Source organism: Herbaspirillum sp. 1130 (genome assembly GCF_017833835.1).
Classification (GTDB): Bacteria; Pseudomonadota; Gammaproteobacteria; order Burkholderiales; family Burkholderiaceae_D; genus Herbaspirillum; species Herbaspirillum huttiense.
In genome coordinates this window covers 744,485-757,255 of sequence record NZ_JAFICQ010000001.1, presented here as the reverse complement: position 1 = coordinate 757,255, position 12,771 = coordinate 744,485, and the positions used below count along the sequence as shown (strand labels likewise).

Here is a 12,771-nt window from a genome sequence, read left to right as displayed (position 1 = left end):
TGTGTTCTTTCCAAACCGTTCAAACGCAAGCGCCGTGCGACAGGGTGGCTATCGGCACGGCGGGCTTGCAGACGGTATCGACGGGGAGGCTTACTTCAGGCCAGTCACCGCCGTTGGGGTGACGAAAGCGGCATAGCTGGGCAGCACGTCCGAGATCTTCTTCTGTTCCTTCAGGAACACGGCGGTTTCCTTGAGGATCTTGGCCAAGCCCGAGTTTTCACCGCCACCCAGCCAGGCCGGCGAGGCTTGGGCGCTGACCGGTACCAGGTTCAGGTTCTGCAGGCCCGAAGCCTGGTCGGCCGGGGTGCCGCCGAGCAGCTTGGCCAGCAGGCGTGCGTTCTCGCTATCCTTGTTCCAGGCGGCCTTGTCGTTCTGGAAGGACAGGCTGGCCTTGTCGATCACGGCGCTGAAGGTCTTCAGGAATTCAGGCTGTTCCTTGGCAAACGAGCCGGTGGCAATCCACGCCGAGAAAGTCGGTGCACCCTTGTCGGCCACATCCTTGGAGGTCACCAGGACCTTGCCGTTTTTCTTCAGTTCGGTCAGTGCCGGGTCCCAGACGAACCCGCCGTCGATGTCGCCACGATTGTAGGCGGCCACGATTTCAGGTTGGGGAATGGCAAAGACCTTCACATCCTTCTCTGTCCAGCCCTGGCTCTTGATGAGCGCCAGCAGCTGGTAATGGTCGGTGGAGACGGGCGCGGCCGCCAGCTTCTTGCCCTTCAGGTCGGCAACGCTGTTGATGCCCGAACCATTGCGCACCACCAAGGCCTCATCGGTCCCGGAGATGGAGGCCAGGTAGAAGGCCTTGACGTCGAGTCCGCGCGAAGCGGCTGCAGCCAACGGGCTCGAGCCCACATAGCCCACCTGCACATCGCCACCGGCGATGGCCGCGATCACGTCGGCACCGGAATTGAACTTGCGGAAGTCGATCTTCTTGCCGGTGGCCTTTTCGAATTCACCGTTGGCGATGGCCAGCGACGAGGGCAGGGCATCGCTCTGGTAGCCGACGACGATGGGCTTGTCGGCTGCACCTGCGGCTGTGGCTCCGGTCAGCAGCAGGGCGGCGATGGCGGTGTTGAATACTCTTCTTGTGATGTGCATGGTCTGTTCCTGTTCTTGGTTTAATGGGCGCGCAAGCTTGCGTCGTTGAGGAGTATGCAAAGCGCGCATGGCTTGCACAACGACCGTTTTCGCGGTTCCTTATGCGGATTTCGCGGATGACTCTTTGCGAGCTTGCACGCTGTGCGCCAGCACGCACAGGATTTCGAAGGCGAGCGTGGCGGCCACCAGGGCGGTGTTGCCGCTGGGATCGAAGGGTGGCGACACCTCCACCACATCGCCGCCGACCAGATGCAAGCCCTGCAGGCCGCGCAGCAGGCGCTGGGCTTCCAGCGTTGTCAAGCCGCCGATTTCAGGGGTGCCGGTGCCGGGCGCGTAGACGGGATCCAGGCCATCGACGTCGAAGCTGATGTAGGTGGGGCCATCACCCACCACACGCCGTGCTTCGGCGATGACGGCGTCGAGTCCGAGCTGATGGAACTCGTCGATATCGATGACCCGGATGCCTTGCTGCTGACCCCAGGTATCTTCGGCATCGTGGTAGAGCGCACCGCGAATGCCGATCTGCACGGTGCGGCGCGCATCGAGCACACCTTCTTCGATAGCCCGCCGGAAGCCTGTGCCATGGGTGTATTTGTGGCCGCCGAAGTAGGTGTCCCAGGTATCGGTATGGGCATCGATATGAATCATCCCCACCGGTCCCTCCTTGCCCAGTGCGCGCAGGATGGGAAGACTGGCCAGATGGTCGCCGCCGATGGCCAGAGGGGCCACCTGCGCGGCATGCAGCTTGGCAAAGAAGGACTCGATGCATTGCAGGCTATCCATCAGGTCCACGGGATTGACGGGGGCGTCGCCCAGATCGGCACAGTGGCACAGCGCAAAGGGATTGATGCCGCTGGCACGGTTGACGTTGCGCACCATGGTGGAGGCATCGCGCACCTGGCGCGGACCGTGCCGTGCACCGGGACGGTTGGTGGTGCCGCCGTCCCAGGGGACACCCACGAGTGCGATGTCGAGCTCGGCCAGACGCGCGTCCTCCAGTGTCAGCGGCGGCAGCCGCATCAGCGTGGGGATGCCGGCGAAGCGCGGTAGCACCGAGCCGGTAATGGGAGTGAAGAAGTCGTTCATGCAAAAAGCCAGCAAGGAGGGCGCGATGAGCAAAGGTGCTCACGCTCAAAGGCGGCAGTCTGTCCGTTGGAGCGCCGGCTTTCAACGAAGAAAAATGTCGTTGCTAATGCAGAGAACGACTTAAGCAGATAATTTGCGACACCCGAAATGTCAGCCGCCAGCCAAGCCAAAGATCGCTGTCCTTGGGACTTCAACGAGTTCTAGTTGCCACTTCTCATCTTTCTATCGACACGACGCACCCCGATGACAATCCCGCTGAGAGAAAGCCCCAGTCCTCCAAGACTGAGCAGGATCAGCACAGCCTCCCTCCAGCCGACCGCAGCCAGCATGAAATGCAGGTCCCAGCTATGCAGGAAGCTGAACAGCCAGCGCCCCAGACGTTGTGCGCGGTCGGCGCTGAAAACGACCTGTCCGGTGGCCGGATCGATATAGACCAGGGTGCTGCCCGCATCATCAAAACGCAACCTGAGCACAGGCAGGCGACGCTCGGCGCCGCCCATCATGGCTTCCGGCGCACGGCGGTAGTAATAGGCATCACCGCCATCGAGCAGCTCTGCCTGCATGAGTTTGGCGGGCAGTAGCATTGCAGCGGCCTCTTGCAGTACGGCCTGTGGCCATCGCCGCTGCACCAGCAGACCCTGTGCATCCGTGGTGACGATGCGCGTGCCATCTGCGGCATCCCGTGCTAGCACGAAGCAATGGCCGCCAAGATTCTTCCACTCCAGTTCGACGGCCTGGAAACCATCCCGCTGCAGTGCCTGCAGGATGTCCGTTGGCGTGCGATCCATGTGCTGCCGGGAGATAATGGCCCCGTCGTAGCGCGCCAGGTTCGGCGATTGCGTCGGTGAAAAAATACCCAGTGGATTCATCGACATCAGACCACTGAAGATCCATGTCAGCGTAATGGCAGCAAAGCCCAACCCGAGCAGATGGTGCCAGCGCATCCATCCCGGGGCGAAGGGCGAGCGGGAACCGGATTTGTAAGGTCGCGCAAAGCGCCAGCGCCAAAGCCCCACGACGATGCCGCTGCAGGCAACCAGAACGCAGCCGGCCGAGAGCGCAATAACGGTCCAGCTCCAGACAGGATCGCGCGACTGGTTCTTCAAGGGATAAATCCAGTGCAGCCAAGCGCCAACATAATTCCACATGCGCTGAGACTGGCTGGCCTGCATCGCGACCTCACCGGTCCGGGAGGAAACGTAGAGCAAGGTCTGCGCAACATCGCCGACCTGCACCATGTGCAGGGGGCGATGCGGGTTGAGGCTGCCGGAATGGGTCCAGCGGTCTTCATCGATGCTGCCCAGGTATTGAACATTGGCACCGCCTGAGAACACCCTGGCACTATGCAGTGCCGCAGCGCCGCCGTAGCCGTCTGCTGGCACACCATTGGACGCATCTACGCTGGTCAGGCTGCCATCCGCACGCTGCACGATATAGCGCGCTTGCCCGGAAGCGGCGTTGAGGACCAGTCGGCTGACCGTCCCATCTCCCATGGCCTGCGAGGGCAATTGTGGCGCGGCACTCAGCGCTGGCAATGCCGCCAATCGGTCCCAAGGGGTGAGCTTGGGATAACCGATGAACAGCATCACCATGCCGCTGACAAACCACAACGCCATCAGCAGGCAGCCGGCGACACCGCACCAGCGGTGCGTGAGATAGGTCCAGCGCCGCAGGCTGCCTGTCAATTTCTTCATCAAGCTCAGAAGCGATGATTCAGCGTCAGCTGAACTTCACGCTCGGGACCATACAGCCATTGCGTGGTGGTGTAATACGCCGTGGTGAAATAACGCTTGTCGAAGACATTGTTGGCACGCAGTGTGACCGTGGTGGCCTGCGTGGCCTTCCATTGCAGCGCCAGGTCAGTGGTGGTGTAGGAGGGCAGTCTGATCGTATTGGCATTGTCGGCATAGCGCTGGCCGACATACTGCAGGCCGCCGCTGGCGGTCCATGCCGGCAGGAAGTTCCAGCTCAGCCAGACATTGGCCAGACGCTCGGGGACATTGGTGGGTACCTTGCCGTCACGCGAGACAGCTGCGCCACTGACCGATTCGGTGAAGTCATCGAAGCGTGCGCGCAGCACGGTGGCATTGGCGTTCAGTTTCCATTGCTCTGCAAAGGCCAGCGACAGGCTGGCTTCGACGCCTCGCGAGGACTGCTGTCCGACCTGCACGCTCACACTGGGATTGGCCGGATCGCGGGTCAGCAGATCGTTCTTGCGGATATCGTAGACCGCCAGCGTCCACTCACCGCGCTTGTCCCAGAACACCTGCTTGATGCCCGCCTCAATCTGTCGTCCGGTCGACAACTTGAATTTGCTGTTGGCCTTGCTCATGAAGAGCATGCTGCTCACGGGCGCGGCAGCCTTCGAGTATTGGCCGTAGACACTCAGGTCAGGGGTAATGGCATAGACCGTTCCCAAGCGCCAGCCCAGGTTGGAGAAGCCTTGATCGAAACCACCCGTGCCGCCGGCAAGATCGGTGCGGGAGACATCCGCGTGATCGAAGCGCAGACCGGCCAGCACACTCAGTTTTTCGGTCAGGTCCAGCTTGTCTTCGGAGAAGACTGAATACTGCGAGGCGCGCGCGCGGAAGCGAGGCAGGAAAGCCGGAATCCCCACGCCGCTGGCATAGCTGCCCGGGTCGAAGCTATAGGGATTGACGGAGCTGAAGCTGCCACTGTAGGTGTTGTTGGTGTGCGTAAAAGACGTCGAGTTGATATCAAAGCCGACCGAGACCTGATTCTTCAGGCCTGCCAGATGTCCCTTGAAAGTCGCATCAGTAGTCACCCCGGTCTGAGACTGGTCATGACGGATTTCGGTGGCATCGCCACGATCGACCAGTCCGGTCGCGTTGTTGTAGACATAGCTTTCAGCGTTGCGCCAGTAGCGATTGCTGTTGATCTGATAGAGACGGGTGCGCAGCGTGGTATCGGCGTCGGGTGTCCACTGGGCTTCCAGTTGCGCCCAGCGGTCCTTGTAGTCGATGGTGCCGTCAACCACGTTGTAGTTGCGTTCGCGCAGCGCATCGACTTGTTGACCGTTGATCAGGGGCGTACCGAAATAGGCCATCGGACGCTGATGCCCCTGGGCATAACTCAGCTGCACGAACAGATCGCGATTGACATCCAGGCGCAGCGCACCGGACAGGCTCAGGTTGTTCGTGTTGCCGCGATCGACCCAGCCATCCGAGCGATCTCCCGCGATGTCGACCCGGTAGGAAAGCATCTCGTTGATGGCGCCGCCGCTGCCCAGTCCCAGGCGCCGGGTGTTGTGGGTGCCGATGGTCGTTTCAATTTCGTTTTCGATCTTCCCGCGTGTGGGCTTTTTGGGGATCACATTGACTACGCCGCCGATGGCACCATCGCCATAGATCACCGAGGCAGGTCCGCTGAGGACTTCGATACGGTCAATGTTCCAGGTGTCGAACGGAAAGCTCACGCCCACGCCACCGTATTGGCGCAGTCCGTCATAGAGACGCATCACGGAGGTGGCATCGGTGAAGCCGCGTGCCGACAGCGCGCTGCCGCTGTTGCCCGGGTGGCCCATGGCGCTGTAGCCGGGTGCGCGGGTGATGGCATCGGTGATGCTGGCGTCGCCGCGCTCTTCCAGTTGTTGGCGGTTGATGACGGTGACGCTGGCTGGCGTCTGCAATGGTGTCAGATCCAGATTGGAACCGACCGACACCTGATTTTGCAGCGGCGATGTGCTCTGGGCATTGATCGTGATGGCCGGCAGCGCATTGGCGGATTGCTCTGCCTGGACAGGAGCGGCGAGGCAGAGCAGGGGCAGTGCATAGGGAGCATATGCAATCGTGCGGCGCAACTGGGCTGGCAGCGAACGGGCAGGATACGCGAGGGTGTGTGGTTGGGATTTTTTTGTCATGTCAGTGTCTCGGGGAAGGTGTCGTGGGGTGACTGAGAAAGACCCAGTCACGCGCGGCACACAGCATCTTCAACGCCTCTTGAGGGCGTCAGGGTGGGGATGCCGGCTACAGTGACCGCATCGGGTCAATCAATAGCGTGTACCTGGTGGGCCGCGTGGGGCGGCAGTTGCCCAGGCCGTGTGTGTCCGTCGCGCTCCCTGGACAAGCTCGACGGCCCGCGATATCCGCAATGGAGGCTGTGACAGGTCCAACCGCGGCGGCAATGCGTGGGCAAGATCCTGCTTTGCGCAGAACATGCAGTGCCCTGCATGGGCTACATTCCCGGTTTTGCCACTGGCCCCACCTGAAGTCGTAGCTGGATCATCGGAGACGGAACATATGTCATTCCAAGCTAAGGCAAGCTTGGTACCGATGCGTGCTTGCACCACTCCCGACCACATCATTGCCAGCAGGGCAGCAATGGTGAGCCACGCGATCATGCGCATGCGGGGAAGGCGAGTTTTCATGGGCGCAGATTCTAACGCCCAAGGAGCCGATCGGGCCGCTCACGGAAATCAAGCCTTCCTGTGAGAAAAAGACAGGAAGTCCTTGCCTGTAAAGGATTTGTAAGATTTTCGTCAGATGCACATTCGGCTTGTCTGCGACAATATGTCGCATGTGCTGCGCCTTGGTCGTGGCAAACTTGTCGCCCGCGAAGATGTGCGCCCGGATGCGGGCTCAGTCAGCTTCCATGAATCAAATCACCGGACCGATCAGGGTAAGTACATCCCCTCAGCCGATCCCATAGCGGAATTGAAGATAATGAAAAACGTTAAGCGCCTCCTGTCGCTAGTGATCCTTTCCAGTCTTTTCCTGGCGCAATTCGTCTGGGCGCACGCCCACCTGAAGACGGCCATTCCTGGCGATCAGGCGGTAGTGGCTTCACCAGCAGAGCTGACACTCACTTTCTCAGAGGGATTGAATCTGAAATTCAGCGGCGTCAGGCTGTCAGGCCCCGATCAGAAGGAAGTCAAATTGGGTGAGTCCATGCTCATGGACGAGGGGAAGTCATTCATGGTGGGGATCCCCACGCGACTGGCACCGGGTACCTACACGGTGCAATGGCATGCCTTGTCCGTGGATGGACACAAGACCGAGGGCAGCTATAGCTTTTCCGTAGCGCCTTGATTTCTCCCACGCTTCTGTTGGGGCTTTGCCGGCTGTCAATCGATGGTGCGGCACTGTTTCTGTGGGGCTCCGGCCTGACCTTGTTTGTGCTGGTGGCAGAGCCGCTCAGGAGCGAGCTATGGCAACGCCTGGCCGGATGGCGACGTCTTTTGTTGGGACTCCTGTTGACTGCCGTGCTTGCCAGTTTGCCCGTGCAAGCCAGTATTCTTGGTGATGGCTGGGCTGATGCCTGGCACCTTGACATGCTCGCCGCGGTAGCCAACGGGACCTCGATCGGTACGGCATGGTGGACCCAATTGGTCGCCATTTGCCTGCTCTTGCTCAGCGTGACGCCATTGGATCGCATGCGCTTGCTCGCATGCATCGGTGGTAGCGGCATCATGCTGACGAGCCTGGCGCTGACCGGACATGCCGTCATGCATGAAGGATGGAGGGGACTGTTGCATCAGGCAAACGACGTTCTCCACGTGTGGAGCGTCGGGGCTTGGATAGGCGCGTTGCCGATCGTCTTGATGGTCCTGTCAGACCGATATCGTCGCGCGTATCCAGATATGGTCAATACAATATTGCGGCGTTTTTCAAATATCGGTCATGCAGTGGTGGCATTGGTTTTCCTGACAGGCTTGCTCAATACCCTCCTCATTCTTGGACGACTGCCGTTGGACTTCCATTTTCGCTACCAAGCGCTGTTGAGCATGAAGATCCTGGTGGCTGGCGCAATGATGGCGATTGCCGTGTTCAACAGGTATGTACTGGTACCGTCGATGCGTCATCATCGCAATGCCCTGCGACAGATACGCCGACTGACCCTGGCGGAAATTTTGCTCGCCTGGTTTGCGTTGATGTTGCTGGCATGGCTGGGAATGTTGCAGCCAAATTGAAAATGCTGCCACTGCGGCAAAGCGCCGCAGCGTGACGTCTTGAGCACATGCTCTTGCGCTCTGAGATATCCGGTCTCCCCAGCCTAACTCACCTGCGCCTGGATCCATGCAAACAGCGCTTCCAGGTCGTAATCGCCACTATGCGGGCGATTCCAGGCGAACTCCAGATTGACCTGTGCGCCACGCTGACGAGCGGCAGCAGCGAGTAGCGTTGGCACGGCCAGCGAGGTGTCCCGATCCATCGTGCCTTGTCGGATGCGCCAGCGTTGCGCCACTACGGAGCGCGCATCAGCGATTTGCTGCATCGCATCCATGGCCTTGACCGTCTGCGGATCAGCCAGGCCAGCACCTGAGACCTTGCTGTGCTGCGCTGAGAATGCGGTGAAGTGGCGCTTGTCGGTGTTCGCATCGCCGAACAGCTGATTCTCGCCGGTTTCCAGGGCCAGGCCATCGAAGGCTGGTTGACTCTTCATGCGTCCGACACTACGTGCATAGGCACTGAAATCGACGGCCACCACCTTGTCATCGCGAAGCTGGAGCCATGCCGGCTGGCCCAGATCAGTGCCGCCGGCCTGGGCCTTGCGGGCTGAGTCGAGCAGCAGCCCGGCGATATGATCACGCAATGGTCCGTGACCATCGGCCTGCAGGCTGAGCGTGCCTCCCTCCGGCGAACGCAGGCTCAAGGCATTGACATAGTCGACAAATGCCGCACGCAGTTGCGCCGACAGCTGCAACTGCGCATCACTGAGCTGCCCCACGACTTCCTGACGCTGAATTTTGTAATCAAGCATCGAGATGGCCACGTTGCGATACTCTCGCAAGCCCTCGAACTGCCATTCGTAGGCTTCGTCTGCATGCGCCAGATTGGTAATGGGGCAATAAGCAGATACGGCGAAGATATCGTCGCGCCCCGGCGCTGCCCCCAGCTTGTTGAGCTCAGCCTCGTAGTCTGGGTGATTGCCGCTGGCACCCAACAGCGCTGACAAGGCACCACCCGCGCTGGTGCCATTGGAGATGATACGTTCGGGGTTGCCGGGGAAGCGGCCAGCGTTGTAGCGTAACCAGCGCACTGCCGCCTTGAGATCGACGATGGCAGCGGGTGCCTTGCCGGTCCATCGGCCATCGCTCGCTTGCAGAGTGCGTCCCCGCGCACCCGGGGCCGCGACGATGAATCCACGCGCCAGGGCCACGGCACTGGCGCTGACGGTATTTGTGCCCATAGGGGGAGGTGGCAAGGCCCCCGGAGGCAGGCTTGGCGGCGGATTGTGTTGCTGCGCACGTTGGCCACCCGGCGGTCCCGGCGGAAAGCCGCGGCCGGCAAGCGTCCCTGGTTTGGCGGGCATGTAGCCGCCTACCGCATTGGGAAAGAAGATCGGGGCGCTACGCGCGTCGAAGCTACCGATGCGGCCGCCCTGAAAGTAGGTCTCGGGAATGTACAGGTTGAGTACCTGGTACTCGGGCTCGACGGGTCGCGCCACATAGGAGATGCCCTCAAAGGCTCGTACCTGGATGACCTGCCCATCAACCGTTACCTGTTGATGTTTGTAATGCTCCGTGTCCAGCAGTAGTTGCGGGTTCTCTCGGATCGGCTGCGCAAAAGCGGTTTTGGAAACCGTGGCCGCTGCAAGCAGTGCCAAATTGAATTCTCGTCGATTCATGAGGATGTTGCCTTATTGAAATTTAAAGCCATGCCAATTGCGTCGCCTGGTTCGCGTAGGGAAAAAATGGCGTAACCCTTGAATCTTCTCCGCGCAGACTGTGCCAGAAATGGCCTGCCTGAAGATCATATCGGTCGAGAAGTTCTTCAAGCTGGTTTTCAGAAATTTACTTCATGGACGGCGCGATTGTTTTGACGAGAATTTGATCGGTACCCGACAGGGAGATTCCGACGCCAAGCAATGCTACAGAAGTCGCATTGCACATGACCTGGCTGCGGCAAATTGACGCAGCCAGGTCCATGCAGCGTCATCACCTGCGAATGCGGGCTTATCATAGGTTACGCCAGATCTTATTTTGTACATCGTTTCCAGACCTCCGAACATGAGTTTGAGCCGACGCTTTCATCAACTGCTCGCATGGCTTGCGCTATGCGTGATGGTGTTTGGTGCTGCCGCTCCAACCATTTCGCGGACGCTGGCCTCCAATAGCCAGCTCACCTGGATGGAAGTCTGTAGTGCCAGTGGCACCAAGCGCGTCGCGGCACCGGGAAACAGTACGACAGGGCAGGAGAAAGTGCCCATCGACGGAGCACACTGCGGCTATTGTGTCCTTCAGCAGCACGCACCGACACTACCCTCTGTTGCCCCCGGCATCACCTCGCTGATTGCGTTGCTCGCGCATCCTGTCTTCTTCATTGCTGACGTCACCGTGGTCCCGGTTCTGGCTCCCACGGCACATCGCAGTCGAGCGCCTCCGGGTCTCGTTTAATCGCCTAGATCATGTGTGTTGCACAGGTCTCTTTCGCAGACTTGTGCAGGTCTTTGTGTACCTGGACCTGACCACAGATGTTCAGCAAGGCGGAACATGAGCAAGCAGCCTGCATCCAGGCAGGGATGCATGCCATCGGCTCATCACAATGGGAAAGCGAGCGCAGTCAGCGCGGAGGCTTTCTCATTTCTCTCCCGATCCATTCAGCGAACGCTCCGTTCAGGATGCCGCAACACACGTACGTCCGACTGCATGATCTCCAATCGAGACGTCCATCACGAGGTTTGTTACCCCGGCCTGTCCGGCCCCAGGAGGCCATATGCAAACGAATGATTATTTGGAATTGGTAAAGAGAAAGCTCGACCTGCAGTCCGACCACGCATTGGCAAATGTACTGGGTGTGACGCGCAGTGCGATCAGCCATATGAAAAGTGGAAAAAGTGGTATCGGCGATGCGACAGCAGTGAAGGTGGCCCAGCTAACCGGTATTCCGGTTGCTCGCGTCCTGATCGATGTTCATCTTGAACGTTCGAAGGCCCCTGAGGTGAAAGCAGCGTGGGCCTCAATGATGGAAAAATTTCCCGCACCCTCTGATCCCCACATGCCATACCGCAGTCAGCAGCTCAACTTCCTTCCGTCATCCCGAACTGGCGGCCCACCTCAAGATCGGCAAAGCCAAATGAATTGGCTGACCTTTGAAGGGCTCTGAGGGAGAAGAAAACATGTTCAATGCAATCACAGTGCAATCTCTGCCCGCTGGCAAACATCTCACCATCCCCAAGCATCGTGGCTTGCGCTTGCGCGCCAACGAAAGCATGTACAACTGGATCTATCGTTACAAGAATCCGAATGATGGCAGGATTCGCCAGGTCAAACTGGGCGAGTGGCCCCACATGTCATTGAACTCGGCCGTTCGCCAATGGCGGCAACTCAAGAGTTTGCGTGATCAGGGGATCGATCCATCAACGGTGCATCGGCAAGCGGAACGCCCGCAACGTGATTCCGTATCAATGTCCAATGAGTCCGCTGCGCAACTGACGGTGCAGCAAATTGGTTTTTATTATTACGAGGGACACGTCAAGCATCATTGGGGCGAAAGAGGGGCCAAGGAAGTGTGGCGTATTTTCGCGCGCACGCTGGGTGAATTCGGGAACCTGTCTGCACAGGCGGTCGATGCAGACATCGCCGCTGACTTTCTTCGTGGCTTTCTGGACCGACCCACGCAAGGCACTATCACGCGACGCGAACTGGGTGCTGCCTGGGACTACGCCATCGTGCATGGATTGCTTCCTGCCCAGTGCGTCAATGTGTGGCGTAGCGTCATGCGTGGTGAGTTCAAGAGCAAAGGCGTTCGTATCAAGGGCGTGCATCGCGGCCCTGAGAAGCGTCTGCTGTCGGTCAATGAGCTCGCCGTTCTATTGCCGTGGCTCCATCATTTCACCAGCGCCAACGAGGATATCCTGACGCTGTTTGCCTGGACATGCGCTCCCGGAAAGGAAATTTGCGCCATGCACGCCCGCGAGATCAGCCAGGAGCAAGATGGCTGGTGGTGGACGATCCCGGAGGAAAAGCGGCGTCCCCAACGACGCGGTGCCGCTGGTGATTTTTGTGTTCCCCTGGTGGGCCGGGCGCTGGAAATCGTACAGCGTCGCCTGCTGGCCAGCGGGACAGGCTATCTGTTCGAAGGACGCAAGGGCGGCCGCTTCGATCCCAAGAATGTCGGCGTGGCCGTCTGGAATGCACGCGAGGACTGCGATTCCCGACCTGAATATCAGCGGCCACGCCTGCCCATTTCGGACTGGACTCCCAATGACCTCCGACGTGCCGCTATAGAGTTGCTCAAGACGATGGAGTGTCCGCCGGAAATCCTTGCCGCAGTCCAGGGGCAGCTCGGCAATCGTCTGCGCTTGTCTGCTGACAGGCTAGCTCACGATGCGTTGAAGCGGCTCTGGATGATACGGCTGGCACAAGTCCTGGAGCAACTCATGCGCGGCAGGATTCCAACGAAATGGGAGACGGAAAAGCTGGCCGCCTGAACGAGAGGGGGCCGTCTTCAGCCTATTGCGAGGAGCGGACATAGCGACAATATGTCGCACATGAAATCCGGTACAAGGAGTTCGATTGGTCGCACAATCATCAACTCCTGCAAGGCAGGCAGATGGTATCCGAATGAATCAATTCGCGACCAGTCGGCAGCTGAAGATTGGTTTGCATTCTGAGTCGGGCTT

9 protein-coding genes are annotated in these 12,771 nt (G+C 59.6%); 4 read left to right on the top strand and 5 right to left on the bottom strand.

Translation table 11 applies throughout. From position 1 onward, the window contains the following. Positions 1-90: 90 nt before the first annotated feature. The 4 genes from tauA to JOD78_RS03280 all read right to left on the bottom strand — a co-directional run bounded on the left by tauA (position 91) and on the right by JOD78_RS03280 (position 6,067). Positions 91-1,101, bottom strand: a complete 1,011-nt coding sequence (gene tauA / locus JOD78_RS03295) for a taurine ABC transporter substrate-binding protein (RefSeq protein ID WP_121045439.1) — start codon at positions 1,099-1,101, stop codon at positions 91-93. 99 nt (positions 1,102-1,200) lie between these two features. After that, on the bottom strand, positions 1,201-2,187 hold the full coding sequence (speB, locus tag JOD78_RS03290; RefSeq protein ID WP_245201968.1) for an agmatinase: 987 nt from the start codon (positions 2,185-2,187) through the stop codon (positions 1,201-1,203). 200 nt (positions 2,188-2,387) lie between these two features. Continuing rightward, complete coding sequence (locus tag JOD78_RS03285; RefSeq protein ID WP_209569818.1) at positions 2,388-3,881, bottom strand: PepSY domain-containing protein; 1,494 nt, start codon at positions 3,879-3,881, stop codon at positions 2,388-2,390. A 5-nt stretch (positions 3,882-3,886) separates the two neighbouring features. Next, positions 3,887-6,067: a TonB-dependent receptor gene (locus JOD78_RS03280; RefSeq protein WP_209569821.1), complete on the bottom strand. Its 2,181-nt coding sequence runs from the start codon at positions 6,065-6,067 to the stop codon at positions 3,887-3,889. Positions 6,068-6,689: 622 nt separating this feature from the next. On the opposite strand from JOD78_RS03280, the gene copC reads away from it, so the two are divergent. Beyond that, a complete protein-coding gene (gene copC / locus JOD78_RS03270; RefSeq protein WP_245201967.1) occupies positions 6,690-7,235 on the top strand; it encodes a copper homeostasis periplasmic binding protein CopC in 546 nt (181 codons plus the stop codon). Continuing rightward, positions 7,232-8,116 (top strand): copper homeostasis membrane protein CopD, encoded by an 885-nt coding sequence (copD, locus tag JOD78_RS03265; RefSeq protein WP_209569823.1) that lies wholly within the window; start codon positions 7,232-7,234, stop codon positions 8,114-8,116. Before copC ends, copD begins: the two co-directional genes overlap by 4 nt. An 83-nt stretch (positions 8,117-8,199) precedes the next feature. On the opposite strand, the gene JOD78_RS03260 is transcribed toward copD, so the two are convergent. Next, entirely contained in the window at positions 8,200-9,774 is a 1,575-nt protein-coding gene (locus tag JOD78_RS03260) for a subtype B tannase (protein WP_209569825.1), read from the bottom strand. Between the two features lie 1,088 nt (positions 9,775-10,862). Here JOD78_RS03260 and JOD78_RS03250 point away from each other — a divergent pair. Beyond that, a complete protein-coding gene (locus JOD78_RS03250; protein ID WP_209569830.1) occupies positions 10,863-11,252 on the top strand; it encodes a helix-turn-helix domain-containing protein in 390 nt (129 codons plus the stop codon). 13 nt (positions 11,253-11,265) lie between these two features. Then, positions 11,266-12,579: an integrase family protein gene (locus JOD78_RS03245; protein WP_209569833.1), complete on the top strand. Its 1,314-nt coding sequence runs from the start codon at positions 11,266-11,268 to the stop codon at positions 12,577-12,579. Positions 12,580-12,771: the final 192 nt, after the last annotated feature.